At 69.5% G+C, this 14,865-nt stretch carries 15 protein-coding genes; 7 read left to right on the plus strand and 8 right to left on the minus strand.

What is annotated here, in order from left to right; genetic code table 11:
• Positions 1-11 precede the first annotated feature (11 nt).
• Entirely contained in the window at positions 12-1,403 is a 1,392-nt protein-coding gene (radA, locus tag C6Y44_RS02585; RefSeq protein WP_120281279.1) for a DNA repair protein RadA, read from the minus strand.
• Positions 1,404-1,494: 91 nt separating this feature from the next.
• A complete protein-coding gene (locus C6Y44_RS02590) occupies positions 1,495-2,127 on the minus strand; it encodes a hypothetical protein (protein ID WP_174246944.1) in 633 nt (210 codons plus the stop codon).
• Positions 2,128-2,403: 276 nt separating this feature from the next.
• Here C6Y44_RS02590 and carD point away from each other — a divergent pair, with 276 nt between their 5' ends.
• From carD to C6Y44_RS02620, 6 genes are all read left to right on the plus strand, one after another.
• Positions 2,404-2,892, plus strand: a complete 489-nt coding sequence (gene carD, locus C6Y44_RS02595; protein ID WP_006550486.1) for an RNA polymerase-binding transcription factor CarD — start codon at positions 2,404-2,406, stop codon at positions 2,890-2,892.
• Positions 2,893-2,917: 25 nt separating this feature from the next.
• The gene (gene ispD / locus C6Y44_RS02600) at positions 2,918-3,625 is read left to right on the plus strand and encodes a 2-C-methyl-D-erythritol 4-phosphate cytidylyltransferase (protein ID WP_159416827.1); all 708 of its coding nucleotides are present in this window, start codon (positions 2,918-2,920) and stop codon (positions 3,623-3,625) included.
• Positions 3,626-3,630: 5 nt separating this feature from the next.
• A complete protein-coding gene (gene ispF, locus C6Y44_RS02605) occupies positions 3,631-4,107 on the plus strand; it encodes a 2-C-methyl-D-erythritol 2,4-cyclodiphosphate synthase (RefSeq protein ID WP_024102859.1) in 477 nt (158 codons plus the stop codon).
• Positions 4,108-4,118: 11 nt separating this feature from the next.
• Positions 4,119-5,513, plus strand: coding sequence for a cysteine--tRNA ligase (gene cysS, locus C6Y44_RS02610; RefSeq protein WP_159416826.1), 1,395 nt, complete (start codon positions 4,119-4,121; stop codon positions 5,511-5,513).
• On the plus strand, positions 5,513-6,481 hold the full coding sequence (gene rlmB, locus C6Y44_RS02615; protein WP_120281283.1) for a 23S rRNA (guanosine(2251)-2'-O)-methyltransferase RlmB: 969 nt from the start codon (positions 5,513-5,515) through the stop codon (positions 6,479-6,481). Before cysS ends, rlmB begins: the two co-directional genes overlap by 1 nt.
• Positions 6,482-6,577: 96 nt before the next feature.
• Positions 6,578-7,621, plus strand: a complete 1,044-nt coding sequence (locus C6Y44_RS02620) for an alpha/beta hydrolase (protein ID WP_159416825.1) — start codon at positions 6,578-6,580, stop codon at positions 7,619-7,621.
• A 31-nt stretch (positions 7,622-7,652) separates the two neighbouring features.
• Here C6Y44_RS02620 and C6Y44_RS02625 read toward each other — a convergent pair whose 3' ends face one another.
• Positions 7,653-8,525, minus strand: coding sequence for a 5-oxoprolinase subunit C family protein (locus C6Y44_RS02625; protein ID WP_192378622.1), 873 nt, complete (start codon positions 8,523-8,525; stop codon positions 7,653-7,655).
• 87 nt (positions 8,526-8,612) lie between these two features.
• On the opposite strand from C6Y44_RS02625, the gene mgtE reads away from it, so the two are divergent.
• Complete coding sequence (gene mgtE / locus C6Y44_RS02630) at positions 8,613-9,965, plus strand: magnesium transporter (protein ID WP_159416823.1); 1,353 nt, start codon at positions 8,613-8,615, stop codon at positions 9,963-9,965.
• Positions 9,966-9,995: 30 nt separating this feature from the next.
• Here the strand turns inward: mgtE and C6Y44_RS02635 are convergent, their stop codons facing one another.
• From C6Y44_RS02635 to C6Y44_RS02655, 5 genes are all read right to left on the minus strand, one after another.
• Positions 9,996-10,604, minus strand: coding sequence for a 5-oxoprolinase subunit B family protein (locus C6Y44_RS02635; protein WP_159416822.1), 609 nt, complete (start codon positions 10,602-10,604; stop codon positions 9,996-9,998).
• A 25-nt stretch (positions 10,605-10,629) separates the two neighbouring features.
• Positions 10,630-11,388: a LamB/YcsF family protein gene (locus C6Y44_RS02640; protein WP_159416821.1), complete on the minus strand. Its 759-nt coding sequence runs from the start codon at positions 11,386-11,388 to the stop codon at positions 10,630-10,632.
• 19 nt (positions 11,389-11,407) lie between these two features.
• Complete coding sequence (locus C6Y44_RS02645) at positions 11,408-13,009, minus strand: GMC oxidoreductase (protein ID WP_159416820.1); 1,602 nt, start codon at positions 13,007-13,009, stop codon at positions 11,408-11,410.
• A gap of 102 nt (positions 13,010-13,111) precedes the next feature.
• Entirely contained in the window at positions 13,112-13,996 is an 885-nt protein-coding gene (locus C6Y44_RS02650; RefSeq protein ID WP_159416819.1) for a metal ABC transporter permease, read from the minus strand.
• Positions 13,993-14,856 (minus strand): metal ABC transporter ATP-binding protein, encoded by an 864-nt coding sequence (locus tag C6Y44_RS02655; RefSeq protein ID WP_159416818.1) that lies wholly within the window; start codon positions 14,854-14,856, stop codon positions 13,993-13,995. Before C6Y44_RS02655 ends, C6Y44_RS02650 begins: the two co-directional genes overlap by 4 nt.
• Between the last annotated feature and the right edge of the window lie 9 nt (positions 14,857-14,865).

Here is a 14,865-nt window from a genome sequence, read left to right on the forward strand (position 1 = left end):
ATCTCGGCAGGTCAGCGCGTGAGCGTCGACAGTGCCTGCGCCACGTTGGACACCTCGAACTTCTTCATGCCCTTCGGCACTCCCTCGACATCGCGCGGGACCACCCCGCGGTCGAAGCCGAGCCGGTTCGCCTCCGCGAGCCGACGACCCGCACCGACGACACGACGGACCTCCCCGGCGAGACCGACCTCGCCGAGCAACACGGTGCCGGCCGGGACGGGCTGGTCGCGCACGGCCGAGGCGACTGCGAGCGCGAGCGCGAGGTCGGCGGACGGATCGGTGATCCGCATACCGCCGACGGTGGAGGCGTAGACGTCGCAGTTGCCGAGCCGGCCGAGCCCGCAGCGACGCTCGAGCACCGCGAGCACCATCGCCACCCGCGCCGAGTCGAGACCGCTCACGGCGCGTCGCGGTGACGGATTGTGCGTGGGCACCACGAGCGCCTGGACCTCACCGAGGAGCGGGCGTTTGCCGTCCATCGTGACCGTGACGGCGGTGCCGGGCACGGCCTCGTCGCGGTGCTGCAGGAACAATCCCGACGGGTCGCTGACGCCGACGATCCCGTCCTCGGCGAGTTCGAAGCAGCCCACCTCGTCGGCGGCCCCGAACCGGTTCTTCACCCCGCGCACCATGCGCAGCGTGGAGTGCTTGTCGCCTTCGAAGTGCAGCACCACGTCGACGAGGTGCTCGAGGGAACGCGGACCGGCGACCGCGCCGTCCTTGGTGACGTGGCCGATGAGCAGCACCGGGATGCCGCTGGACTTCGCGAGGGAGGTCAGGGCGCTGGTGACCGCGCGGACCTGCGTGACACCGCCGGTGACGCCGTCGACGTCGGCGGCGAGCATCGTCTGGACGGAGTCGACGACCAGCAGCGTGGGTTCGACCTGCTCGACGTGTCCGAAGATCGTCGCGAGGTCGTTCTCGGCGGCGAGGTAGACCCGGTCGTGCACGGCGCCGGTGCGGTCGGCGCGCAAACGCACCTGACCGGCCGACTCCTCGCCGGTGACGTAGAGCGCGCGATCGGCTTCGCCACGCAACGCCCAGCGGTGCACCACCTCGAGGAGCAGTGTGGACTTGCCGACACCGGGTTCGCCGGCGAGCAGGACGACCGAACCAGGGACGACACCGCCACCGAGGACGCGGTCGAGCTCGGGGATGCCCGTGGGCTTCGCGTGGGTGGACTTGCCGTCGATCTGCGACAGCGGGATGGCCGGGGTGCTCGGTAGTACGGCGGCGGCACCGGCGCGGGCGAGCGAGGTACCCGACCGCGAGGCGACCGCGACCGGCTGGACGGGTGCTTCGTCCATCGACCCCCACGTTCCGCATTCGGGACAGCGCCCGACCCACTTCGCGACGGTGTGCGAGCAGTCGGAACAGCGGTAGAGGGTCTTGGTCTTTGCCACGGCCGGAGGATAGACGGTCGCACCGACATCGGAGCGGATGCGAAAGGGCCCGGCCGAGCTGTGCTCGACCGGGCCCTTCTGCAGGAAAGTCCTAGTGTGCTTCGCCCACGATCGGCGAGAGCTCCGACTCGTCGCGGGGGAGCTCCGGGCCGGCATCGATCGGCACGGACAGGGTCACGTCGCCGGCCTCGGCGAACGTGAAGGTCACGGGGATGGTCAGGCCCGGGCGGACACCCTCGGAGAGGTTCACGAGCTCGACGTTGTTGACGACTTCTGCCGGAGCCGGGGAAGGGGTCTCCTCGGTGCTGTTCGGACGCGGCGACTCGTCGACCTCCTCGACGAGGGCGGCGTTCTCCTCGGAGACACCGGCGACCACGGAGGACTGCGGCGGAATCTCGAGGCGGGCACCGGTGACCGAGGCTGCGAAATCGGTGGAGATACCGGTGAGCTGATCGCCGACGTACGGGTCGAGGTTGACGATCGTGAAGCCGAGCTGGGCGGTGCCGCCGGGCTCGATGCTGTACTCCTCGGAGTCCGGGTAGATCACGTGCACGTTGCGCAGCGCGAGACTGCCGGCGTCCACGTTGGAACCGTTGATGGCCGCGACCTGGGTCGAGGTCTGGGTGATCTGACCGGCGCTGCACGCGGACATCGTGAGCGCCGCTCCCGCGGCAAGGGCGAGAGCGGTCACGACTCGGCGAGTCGGCGCTTTGAGAGCAGTCACGGGTTCCTCCACTCGAGTAAGGCTCGCAATCCACTAGGCAGAGTAGTAGTTCCCGTGTGCGCTGTGTACGTCGGGGCCGAATGTCGTGCGGATTCGCGCGCGGAAGACAAGATCGACAGGCGCCGACGGGCGGGTGTGTCGGAGGTCACCCGATACACGGAAGGAACTGCCTGTCAAGCCCTACGCTCAGTGCTCGGTGCCCCTGACCTGCACCGTTGACGGGAGGGTGATGTGGTCACGTGTTAAACTGGGAGAATCGAAAGGGGCACGGGACACATGATTTTCAAGGTCGGAGACACCGTCGTATACCCCCATCACGGTGCGGCGCTGATCGAAGCAATCGAAACACGCACCATCAAGGGTGAGCAGAAGGAATATCTGGTTCTGAAAGTCGCGCAGGGCGACCTGACGGTCCGGGTACCTGCAGAGAACGCGGAGTACGTCGGAGTGCGCGACGTCGTCGGGCAGGAAGGCCTCGACAAGGTTTTCCAGGTGCTGCGCGCACCCCACACGGAAGAACCCACCAACTGGTCACGGCGGTACAAGGCCAACCTCGAGAAGCTGGCCTCCGGCGATGTCAACAAGGTCGCAGAAGTTGTGCGCGACCTGTGGCGCCGGGAGCAGGACCGCGGCCTGTCCGCAGGTGAGAAGCGGATGCTCGCCAAGGCACGTCAGATCCTCGTCGGTGAGCTCGCGCTCGCCGAGGGTACCGACGACGTCAAGGCGGAGACCATGCTCGACGAGGTTCTCGCCGCCGCTTCCTGACGCGCGAGACATCGGCAAACTGCACATGAGCGATCGCAACGGGCCGGTCGTCGGAATCATTCCGGCGGCCGGCCGCGGTGTTCGCCTGGGAGAACCACTGCCCAAGGCGTTCGTGGAACTGGACGGCCGCACGATGCTCGACCGCTCGGTCGAGGCGATGCTCTCTTCGGCGGTCATCGATCGAGTGGTGATCGTGGCGCCACCCGAACTGGCGGCCACGCCCGCGGACCGCCTCGTCGGCGGGTCGTTCGCCGACCGGGTCACCGTGGTGGCGGGCGGAGCCGAGCGTGCCGACTCGGTGCGCGCCGGTCTCGCCGCGGCATCGGGAGCGCGTTTCGTGCTCGTCCACGACGCCGCGCGTGCGCTGACCCCGGCCGATCTGTTCGTCCGGGTCGTCGACGCGTTGCGGGCCGGCAGCGACGCGGTGATCCCCGTCCTGCCTGTCGTCGACACCATCAAGAGTGTCGACGCCGGCGGGACCGTCACGGGCACTCCCGACCGGTCGACCCTCCGCGCGGTGCAGACGCCGCAGGGATTCGACGTCGAATTGCTCGAGCGGGCCAACCGCGACGCCGCCGACGCGACCGACGACGCGGGACTCGTCGAGCGGCTGGGGGAGCGGATCACCACCGTCGTCGGAGACCCTCTCGCTTTCAAGATCACCACCCCGCTGGACCTGGTGTTGGCACGAACCGTGCTCGCGTCCGGCGTCCGCACCGAGAAGGAGATGTGAGCATCGTGCGTGTCGGCATCGGAACGGACGTGCATCCCGTGGAGGCCGGACGGCCGTGCTGGATGGCCGGTCTGCTGTTCGAGGACGCCGACGGGTGCGCGGGTCACTCCGACGGGGACGTCGCTGCGCACGCGCTGTGCGATGCGGTGCTCTCGGCCGCCGGTCTCGGCGACCTCGGATCGGTCTTCGGCACGGGCCGACCCGAGATGGCCGGCGCGTCCGGTGTCGCCATGCTCGGCGAGGTACGTCGACTGCTCGACGACGCCGGCTGGGTGGTGGGCAATGCGGCTGTCCAGGTGATCGGGAACCGCCCGAAGATCGGGCCGCGGCGCGAGGAGGCGCAGGCGGTGCTGTCCGAGGCGCTCGGCGGTCCGGTCTCCGTGTCGGCGACCACCACGGACGGACTCGGGCTCACCGGTCGGGGAGAAGGTGTGGCCGCGGTTGCGACCGCACTGGTCCTGGCCCAGCAGGACGAGCGGTAGGATCGACGGTCGTGACCTTGCGCTTATACGACACCGAATCGCGGGCCGTGCGGGATTTCGAACCGCTGGTCCCCGGCCAGGCCTCGGTGTACCTGTGTGGGGCCACCGTCCAAGGCGAACCCCATATCGGGCACGTACGCAGCGGCGTTGCGTTCGACGTGCTCCGCCGGTGGCTCGCTACCAAGAGTCTCGATGTCTTGTTTGTGAGAAATGTCACAGACATCGAAGACAAGATCCTCCGCAAGGCCGCCGAGGCAGGTCGGCCGTGGTGGGAGTGGGCCGCGACCTACGAGCGGGCCTTCAACCGCGCCTACGACGCGCTCGGTGTGCTTCCACCCTCGGTGGAACCTCGCGCGACCGGCCACATCACGCAGATGGTCGAACTCATCCAGCGCCTCATCGACGCCGGGCACGCCTACGCGGCCGACGGCGACGTCTACTTCGACGTACTGAGCTACCCCGAATACGGTGCCCTCTCCGGACACCGCATCGAGGACGTCCACCAGGGCGAGAGCGCCGGACTCGGCAAGCGCGACCCCCGCGACTTCACGCTATGGAAGGCCGAGAAACCCGGTGAGCCCTCGTGGCCCACCCCGTGGGGACGCGGCCGCCCCGGCTGGCATCTCGAGTGCTCCGCGATGGCGGGCTTCTATCTCGGCGGCACCTTCGACATCCACTGCGGAGGAATGGACCTCGTCTTCCCGCACCACGAGAACGAGATGGCCCAGTCCCGCGCCGCCGGCGACGGCTTCGCCCGCTACTGGCTGCACAACGGCTGGGTGACGATGGGCGGCGAGAAGATGTCGAAGTCGCTCGGCAACGTGCTGTCGATCCCCAACGTGCTCGCCCGCGTCCGGCCGCAGGAACTGCGTTACTACCTCGGCAGCGCCCACTACCGTTCGATGCTCGAATACTCCGACGACGCGCTCGCCGAAGCGGCCGCCGCGTACCGGGGACTCGAGTCGTTCGTGCTCAAGACCCGCGACCGCGCGGGTGAGGTGCCCGTGGGCGAGTGGACCGAGGCCTTCGCCGAGGCGCTCGACGACGACCTCGGTGTCCCCAAGGCGCTCGCGGAGATCCACCGTAAGCGCAGCGAAGGCAACAAGGCGCTCGACAACGGCGATCTCGACACGGCCGTGCAGATCGCCTCGCAGGTCCGGAGCATGCTCGACATCCTCGGTGTCGACCCGCTCGACGAGCACTGGTGCTCCACCGACGACTCCGGATCGGCCGCACTCGCGGCACTCGACGTGCTGGTCGGCGCGGATCTCGAACGCCGCACGACCGCCCGGGCCGAGAAGAACTGGGCGGTGGCCGACGAGGTGCGGGACCGCCTCGCAGCCGCGGGGGTCGAAGTGACCGATACGCCCAACGGACCCGAGTGGTCTCTGAAAGCAGGACAGTGATGGCAGGCAATTCTCAGCGTCGCGGCGCTATTCGTAAGGGCGGCACGAAGAAGGGTCAGGTCGTCGGGTCCGGCGGACAGCGGCGACGCGGGCTCGAAGCGCGTGGCGCCACCCCCAAGGCCGAGGACCGGCCCTACCACCCCGCCGCACGGCGCGCCCGGGCCGCGGCCAAGGCCGCCGACCCGCGCGGCGGCGGTCGTCGTCCCGCGGCCGGTCGCAAGGCCGAGGACGGGCCCGAGATGGTGCTCGGCCGCAACCCGGTCGTCGAGTGCCTGCGTGCCGGTGTGCCCGCGACCGCTCTGTACGTCGCCCTCGGCGCCGAGGCCGACGAGCGGCTCAAGGAAGCCGTGCAGCGCTCGGCCGAGATGGGCATCTCGATCCTCGAGGTCTCGCGTTCCGAGCTCGACCGGATGTCGTCGAACGGGATGCACCAGGGCATCGGTCTGCAGGTGCCGCCGTACCGCTACGCGCACCCCGACGACCTGCTCGCGCGCGCCGCGGAGAACCACGAGCGTCCGCTGCTCGTGGCTCTCGACAACATCTCCGATCCGCGTAATCTCGGCGCGGTGATCCGCTCGGTCGCGGCCTTCGGCGGGCACGGTGTGGTCATCCCGCAGCGCCGCTCCGCGTCGGTGACTGCCGTGGCGTGGCGCACGAGCGCCGGCGCCGCAGCGCGACTGCCCGTCGCGCGTGCCACCAACCTCACCCGCACGCTCAAGGACTGGCAGTCCCGCGGTGTCCGCGTCGTCGGTCTCGATGCCGGTGGCGACACCAGCCTCGACGATTTCGACGGTACCGATCCCGTCGTCGTAGTCGTGGGGTCGGAGGGCAAGGGGCTCTCACGCCTGGTGCGGGAGACCTGCGACGCTGTTCTCTCCATTCCGATGGCCGGAGACGTCGAGTCGCTCAACGCCTCCGTCGCGGCGGGCGTGGTGCTCGCCGACATCGCGCGGCAGCGCCGCGTTTGACAAGACTGCACCGCAGTCGGGTCTGACAAGACTGCACCGCAGTCGGGCCTGATCGAGTCGGTCCGATTCGCGGTCGCGAGGGCCTAGTCTGTCCTCGTGGTCGCATCCCTGCCGTTCCGTACGAAGGTGTTCGCCTTCCTCGAACGCTTCGCCAACAAGTCCATCGCCGACGCCTCCGTCGACGAGATCCCGGCACGTCGTGCTGCACGCGCGAAGCTGCTGTCGTCCCCGGTCGGCCGGTTGATCTCGGGCCGGACGCATCCCGGCGTGCGGATCGAGGACCGATGGGTCGATCTCGAGCACGAGGTGATCGACGATCTCGCCACCGAGGGCTCCCCGGTCCGGACCCGTCTGCGGATCTACCGGCCCTCGGCGCGGACGAACGGTCCGCTGCCGATCGTGCTTCTGTTCCACGGCGGCGGGTGGGTGCTCGGCAATCCGGAGCAGAACGAGTGGTGGGCGAGCCACACCGCGGCGCGGACCCCGAGCGTCGTGGTGTCGGTGGACTACCGGCTCGCCCCCGAACACCCCTATCCGGCAGCGGTCCTGGACTGCTGGGCGGCGTTCCGGTGGGTCCTCGCACACGCTGCGGAACTCGGCGGTGATCCGTCGCGCGTCGTGGTCGCCGGCGACAGTGCCGGAGGTAACCTCGCTGCGGTCGTCGCCGATGTGGCCGGACGCTCGGGTGGTCCGTTGCCGGTCGGCCAGGTGCTGATCTATCCGGCGACGGAGATGGAGGAGGAGTTCCCGTCGGAGCGGCAGTTCGCGAACGCTCCCGTGCTCACCTCCCGCGGTATGCGGGCGTTCGTGCGTCTGTATCTGGCCGGCGCCGATCCGTATGCGCCGACCGCGGCTCCGCTGCGCGGCACGCTCGCCGGTGCCGCAGTACCGGCCCTCGTCCAGATCGCGGGGCACGACCCGTTGCGCGACAACGCCGTTCGATACGCCGAAGCATTGCGGGCCAAGGGCGGCGACGTCACGGAGATCGATTATCCCGACACCGTGCACGGCTATCTCAGCCTGCCCGGCATCTCGCCACCCGCGCCACGGGCACTCGACGAGGCGATCACCTTCGTACGGCGGGTGACGGCCGCCGACCCGACCGACGAGGACGACGCATCCGTGCGGTCGCGCGCTTGACGGTCACCCGGCTGCGGTCACCTCGCAACGATCAGCGCACCGGCACGAACCGCACCCGCTGTCCGGGACGCAGTTGCGCCGCGACCGGCTGATCGGCGGCGACCGCCACCGCGGCCACCGGATAGCCGCCCGTGACGGGATGGTCGACGAGGAACAGCACCGGATGCCCGTCCGGCGGTATCTGCAGCGAGCCGGGAACCATGCCCTCGCTGGGCATCTCCTCGTGCCGTGCCCGGTGCAGTCGGCCGGGACCGTGGAACCTGATGCCCACCCGGTCGAGTTCCGGTGTCACCGTCCATGTCTCGTGGAACAGCGCCCGCAGTGATCCGGGCGTGAACCAGTCGTCGCGCGGACCGGGTCGTACCCGGATCTCCACGGGGTCGTCCATCGGCGGCGGCGGTGGGAACTGCTCCTCGTCGGGCAGGTGACCCGACATCGCCCCGACGAGCAGACTGTCGCGGGCGCGAACGGGTGACGGTCCGGTGTGCGACAGGGTGTCGGTGGATCTGCTGCCGAGCACCTCCGGCACGTCGATGCCGCCGCGTACCGCGAGGTAGGTCCGCAGGCCTTCGTTCGGGATGCCGATCCGCAGCACGTCGTCGTTGCGGAGGGTGATGCGCGCCCAGTCGCCGACCGGCCGGTCGCACACGGTCACGTCGGCGCGGGCGCCGGTCACGGCCACGATCGTCTCGCCGACGCTGCGGACGGCGAGACCACCGCCGGTCACCTCGAGTGTCGCCGCGTCCGGTTGGTTCCCCACGAGCCGGTTCGCGGCGTCGTGTGCGCGCCGGTCGGCGGCACCGGACCGGGTGAGGCCCGAGGAGCCGTAACCGGGACGTCCGCGATCCTGGACCGTCGTGAGCATTCCGCCGGAGAGCACCTCGAACCACGCCACGATGTTCATTCTCACTCACCGGCTTCGATCGCACGGCCGGACTCCGGCCGAACGATCGCGTTAGGTTGAAGATCATCGAGGACGGAGGTGACGATCATGGATGAAGCAGACGTCCGGGCGGCGACGACGCGGCTGGTCGAGAAGGCCGTGGAGGCCGACGACCTTCCGGCAGCGCACGACGCCGTCGCGGAGCTGAGCGTCGAACAGGTCGTCGACGTGCTCGAACGGCTCGGCCGGACGGACCGCGCGGTGCTCTACCGGCTGCTGCCCAAGGACCGGGCGATCGACGTCTTCGAACAGCTCGACCCGAGCATGCAGAGCGAACTGCTCTGCGGGCTGCGCGACGACCAGGTGGCCGCGATCTTCGCCGACCTCGAACCCGACGACCGGGTGGAGCTGCTCGACGAACTGCCCGCCACGGTCGCATCGACCCTCATGCGCGGCCTGCCGCCCGCCGACCGCGAGGCGACCGCCGCGATCCTCGGCTATCCGCAGCGGGCGATCGGCCGGCGGATGAGCCCGGCCTTCGTGTCGTTGCGGCAGGACATGACCGTGGAGCAGGCGATGGACGTCGTGCGTCGTCGGCTCGACGACGCGGAGACGGTGTACACGCTGCCGGTGGTGGACGACGGTCGTGTGCTCGTCGGAGTGGTCGGTCTGCGCGAGCTGATGAGTGCGGCGCCGGGAACAGCGCTCGCCGACATCATGAGCGAGCCCTACTGGGCGCGCGTGACCGACGACGCCGAGGAGTCCGCGCGCCGCTGCGCCGAACTCAAACTGCTGGCGTTGATCGTCGTCGACAGCGAGACCAGGTTGGTGGGCATCCTGACCGTCGACGACGCCCTGCGGATCCTCGAGGCCGCCGACAGCGAGGACCAGGCGCGCATCGGCGGTACCGAGCCGCTGCGCCGCCCCTATCTCGCGACACCCGTCGGGCAGTTGGTGCGCTCGCGGGTGGTGTGGTTGCTGGTCCTGGCCCTCGGCGCGACCCTCACGGTTCAGGTCCTCGAAGTGTTCGAGTCGACCCTCGATCAGGTGGTCACCCTGGCCCTGTTCGTGCCGCTGATCATCGGCACCGGGGGCAACACCGGAAACCAGGCCGCCACCACGGTCACCCGTGCATTGGCGCTCGATGACGTGACGCCACGCGACATCGGCGGGGTGATCGCCCGCGAGCTCCGGGTGGGGCTGTCCCTCGGTGTCCTGCTGGGCTCGGTCGCGTTCGTCCTGACGTCCCTGGTCTACGACTCGTCGGTGGGTGCGGTGATCGGGCTGACGCTGGTGAGCATCTGCACTCTCGCCGCCACGGTCGGTGGTGCGATGCCGTTGGTGGCCAAATCGATTCGCGCCGACCCTGCAGTCTTCTCCAATCCGTTCATCACGACCTTCGTGGACGCGACCGGCCTGGTGATCTACTTCCTCGTCGCGAAGGCCGTGCTCGGTATCTGAGCGCAACGGCGCAGTGGATCCGAGGACGGATCAGATCGCGACGAAGCGCACCGTACACCCCGGCCGCAGCAGCGCCGCAGGGGTCCGATCCGGTTGCCACAGCGGGGCATCGGAGGTTCCGATGAGCTGCCATCCTCCGGGCGACTTCCGCGGGTAGACGCCCGAAAATTCGCCCGCCAGTCCCACGGCGCCGGACGGGACGGAGGTGCGCGGCGAACTACGGCGCGGCACGTGCAATCGCGAATCCCCGCCGGTGAGATACGCGAAGCCGGGCGCGAACCCGCCGAAGGCGACCGTCCAGAGGGTTCCGGTGTGGGCGGCGATCACGCCGTCCGCACCGAGGCCCGTCAACTCGCCGACCTCCTCGAGATCGGCCCCGTCGTACCGGACTTCGAGCGTCACCTCCTCGACGTCGACCTCGTCCCCGGACGCCGGTGGGGTGGTGGTGACCCATTTGTGCACGACCTGCAGGCCGGTCTCCGACGGATCGAAGCGCACCAGCAGTGTCCGCGCCGCCGGCACGAGATCGACGACGCCACGCGGCCGCTCGCGGTCGAGTGCCCGGAAGTGGGCGAGAACCTCGTCGAGGGAATCGAATTCGGCGAGCAGTGCGCTGTCTCCGGCACAAAGGATTCTCATCGGTGGACCCCGCGGTGTCGGGCGTTCACACGAACGCCCGGATGTCGATCTTCTCGGCGTCGAGGCGACGGCGCACGGCGACGGCCATAGTTGTGGCGTCGGGGGAGTCGCCGTGGATGCACACCGACTGCGCGTTAACGCGTACGTCGCTGCCGTCGACCGCGGTGACCACCCCCTCGGTGACCATGCGCAGGACCCGCTCGGCGACCTCGTCCGGATCGTGCAGTACCGCACCGGCTTCGCGCCGGGAGACGAGCGTGCCCTCGGGGGTGTAGGCGCGGTCGGCGAACGCCTCGGTGACCACCCTCAGCCCGGCCCGTTCGGCCTCCTCGAGGAAGACGGAGTCGGGTAGTCCGAGGACGGGCAGCGAGGCGTCGTAGGCGCGCACCGCATCCACGACCGCGCGGGCCTGTTCGCGGTGATGGGCGATCGCGTTGTACAGCGCGCCGTGGGGTTTGACGTAGCTCACCGACGAACCGGCCGCCCGGGCGAGACCGTCGAGCGCGCCGATCTGGTAGATGATCTCGGCGGTGAGATCCGCCGACGGCACCTCGATGAACCGGCGGCCGAAACCGCCGATGTCGTTGTAGCCGACCTGGGCGCCGATTCGTACCGCGCGCTTCGCTGCGCCGTGGCAGGTGCTCAGCAGTGTCGCCGGGTCGCCGGCGTGGAATCCGCACGCCACGTTGGCGCTGGTGACGATGTCGAGCATGGTCTCGTCGTCGCCGAGGCGCCACCGGCCGTAGCTCTCACCGAGGTCGCTGTTGAGGTCGATGCGGGTCACGACCCGAGTCTATGCCCGCTCAGAAGACCGTTCCGACGTCACGGACGACGATGTCGTCGAGGGCGCGTTCGACGACCGCGGCGATCGTCATCGACGGGTTGCACGCGGCGGTGTTGCCCGGCATGAGGGCGCCGTCGAGCACGTACAGCCCGCGCTGGCCGAAGACCCGGCCCTCGAGATCGCACACCGTGCCCATGCTCGCGCCGCCGAGCGGGTGCCAGGTCGACGGGACGATCGAGTTGGTGTCGGTCAGGATGCTGCGTTCGCCGGCGATGCGGCGCACTGTGGGGTCGATGTGGCCCGTCTGCAACACCGAGTCTCCTTCGTGTGGCCAGCGCAGGACGGCGTCGTCGCGAGCGGCGTCGTAGACGAAGTGCCCGCGACCCTCACTGACGCCGTAGCCCACCAGTACGGTGCTGCGCATGTCGATCCCGTAGAAGCCGGGAATGGAGGCCTGGATGACGGTGTACGCGGAGTCCGGGTCGTCCCAGTTCTTGCTGCCGTAGACGACCGGACCGCCCTGCACCGCGCCGAACTCCTCCTCGAGGTTCGTCCAGAGGTAGATGCGGTCGGCGTTCGAACCCCAGCCCTGTCCGACGCCGTCGGGCAGGTCGGAGATCAGATCCTTCGCGGCGGCCTTCATCAGCAGCCGGGTGGTGTTCATGGTGCCCGCGGACAGCACCAGCGCGTCGGTGGTGAGGATCTTGTTCTCGACGACGGCACCGGAGGTGTCGATGTGATTCACGTGCACCGTCCACCGGCCGTCCTCGGCACGTTCGATGTCGGTGACCTCGTGCTGCGTCGCGACGGTGACCAGACCGGTGGCCTCGGCCTCCGCGATGTAGGTGACGTCGACGGAGTGCTTGCCGCCGTTGTTGACACCCATCGCGCCCGAACCGTCGGTGTAGGCCGGGGCCATCTCGCCGCGGAGTTCGGCGAGCGCGTAGCCCCAGTCGATCGGCATCGGGATCTTGTCGATCGGGAAACCCGCCTTCCGCGCACGGTCGGCGAAGATGCGCGAGGTCGCGTAGTTGGGGCTGGCGACGAGTTCGTCCGGTGCCACGGCCAGGCGCAGCATCTGCGCGACGCGCGGGTAGTGGACGCGGTCCATGCGTGCCCAGTCGAGTTCGTTCGGGAAGTGGGCGTTGAACACCGCTTCGTCGGGTTGCAGCGTCATGCCCTGGTAGACGAGCGACCCGCCGCCGACACCGGCGGCGCACAGGGCCGTCATGTTCTCTCCCACGCACGCCTCGACCAGACCGGTGTAGGGCTCGAAGGCGAGGTGGCGACCGAACACCTCGGGGTTCGACCGGTGCCACAGGAACCGCTTGTCGGGGTTGTCGACGCGGGGGAAGGTGTTCGCGTTCGGCCCGGTGGGCCACCGGATGCCGCGCTCGAGCATGTGCACGCGCACGCCGGCCTGGGCCAGGCGCAGGGCGGTCACACCACCGCCGAAACCGGTGCCGATGACGACCACCCGGTGTTCCTCGTGGGTGAGCGGCACGTTGTTCACGCGGGCGGGGATGCCGGGCACCGCGTGGGCACCGGCGGTGCCGGTGAGGGCGAGTCCGGCGGCCGCGGCCGCTCCGGTCAGGAAGGAACGACGCGTGACGTGCTGCACTCTCTACCCCCGATGTCTGTGACGTCCCGTTACCGGAACAACCTCGGGAAACTAGGCGGACATCGAGGAGCGCGTCAAGATCACGTCCCGATGGGCCGTGGGTCAGGCAGTTGCGGCGACCCGCCCGGAACCACGCCGGTTGCGGGCGGTGCCGATCGCGCGGCAGATCATGTAGATGGCGAACGCGATCGTCGTGATGAACGCCGAAACCGGCACGCCCGGCGCCAGTGCGAGCAGGATGCCGCCGACCGCCGAGATCTCCGCGAAGACCACAGACAGCACTGTGGCGGCGAGCGGCCCGCTGACCACCCGGGCCGCCGCGGCGGCCGGGGTGATGAGCAGTGCCATCACCAGCAGCGCGCCGACGATCTGCACACCGAGTGCGGCGGTGACACCGACGAGCACCGCGAACACGATCGACAATGCGCGCACCGGGACGCCGCGTGCAGCCGCGACCTCCGGGTCGGTGCTGGCGAACAGCAGCGGACGGTAGATCACCAGCAGCGTGAGGATCACGACGGCAGCGCACGCGGCGAGCAGGACGATGCCGGTACCGCCGGGTGCCACGATCTGACCGGTGAGCAGCGAGAAGGCGGCACCGGTGCGTCCGTCGTAGGCCCACAGCAGCAGGACGGCGAGGCCGAGACCGAAGGCCATCACCACGCCGATGACGGAGTCGCGTTCGCGGGCACGTGTCCCCAGGACCCCGAAGAGGATCGCGGCGATCACGGCGCCCGCGACCGCACCGATTCCGACGGAGACCCCGATGATGAGCGCCGCCGCGGCACCGGTGAGCGACAGTTCGGAGGTGCCGTGGACGGAGAACGCCATCTGACGGCTGATGATCAGCGGGCCGATCACGCCGGCGAGCAGACCGAGGATCGCACCGGCGACGAGCGCCTGCTGCACGAAGTCGTACTGCAGGAGTTCGACGGTGGTCTCCACGTCGAACATCCGCCCGAGGGCGTCGGTGAACTTGCTGCTCATTCGTGATCCTCGTGATCGTGGTGGACGCCTTCCCCGGGGCGCAGTCCGCCGGCGCTGCCGAGTGCGTCGATGGCGTCGCCGGTGCCGACGACCACCAGGCGGCCGCGCATCTCGAGCACCTCGACGTCGGTGCGGTAGAGCTCGGAGAGCACCTGCGAGGTCATCACCTCGGCGGGGGTGCCGATGCGGAACTGGCCGTCGACGAGGTACAGCACGCGATCCACCAGCGGCAGGATCGGATTGATCTCGTGGGTGACGAACAGGACGGAGGTGTCGTGGTCGCGGCGGCGCCGGTCGATGAGCGCCGACACCAGGTGCTGGTTGGCGAGATCGAGACTGAGCAGAGGCTCGTCGCACAGGAGTACGCGCGGATCTCCCACGAGCGCCTGCGCGATGCGCAGCCGCTGCTGCTCACCACCGGAGAGCGTGCCGATCGGGGCTCCGGCATAGGTCTCTGCGCCGACCTGGGTGATCGCGTCGTCGACCGCGACGCGGCGCTTCCGGCGCGTGCGCAGGCCGGTGCCCCAGCGATGTCCGTCCATGCCGAGGCCCACGAGATCGCGTCCCCGCAGCGGGACGCCCTCGTCGAGGGACTTCTGCTGCGGCACGTATCCGACGTGCGAGTTCCCGGTCCGGACGGGCTGCCCGGCGATCGTCGCGGTTCCGGAGGTGAGCGGGAGTTGACCGAGCAGCACCTTGAGCAGCGACGTCTTTCCGGCACCGTTCGGTCCGAGCACCGCCAGGAACTCGCCGGGTTCGACGACGAGGTCGAGTGCGTCCCAGAGGACCCGATCGCCGAATGCCAGCCGGGCATCGCGGAGTTCGACGGTGGGCGTGCGGTCGGATGGAGGAGGTGTCACCGGGGTCCG

Origin of the sequence: Rhodococcus rhodochrous, assembly GCF_014854695.1 — a bacterium.
Classification (GTDB): Bacteria; Actinomycetota; Actinomycetes; order Mycobacteriales; family Mycobacteriaceae; genus Rhodococcus.

What these genes read in the sequence shown, in the direction of transcription:
- carD (WP_006550486.1), top strand. Translation starts at nt 2,404, where the DNA reads ATGATTTTCAAGGTCGGAGACACCGTCGTATACCCCCATCACGGTGCG.
- ispD (WP_159416827.1), top strand. Translation starts at nt 2,918, where the DNA reads ATGAGCGATCGCAACGGGCCGGTCGTCGGAATCATTCCGGCGGCCGGC.
- rlmB (WP_120281283.1), top strand. Translation starts at nt 5,513, where the DNA reads ATGGCAGGCAATTCTCAGCGTCGCGGCGCTATTCGTAAGGGCGGCACG.
- C6Y44_RS02625 (WP_192378622.1), bottom strand. Translation starts at nt 8,525, where the DNA reads ATGAACATCGTGGCGTGGTTCGAGGTGCTCTCCGGCGGAATGCTCACG.
- mgtE (WP_159416823.1), top strand. Translation starts at nt 8,613, where the DNA reads ATGGATGAAGCAGACGTCCGGGCGGCGACGACGCGGCTGGTCGAGAAG.
- C6Y44_RS02635 (WP_159416822.1), bottom strand. Translation starts at nt 10,604, where the DNA reads ATGAGAATCCTTTGTGCCGGAGACAGCGCACTGCTCGCCGAATTCGAT.
- C6Y44_RS02650 (WP_159416819.1), bottom strand. Translation starts at nt 13,996, where the DNA reads ATGAGCAGCAAGTTCACCGACGCCCTCGGGCGGATGTTCGACGTGGAG.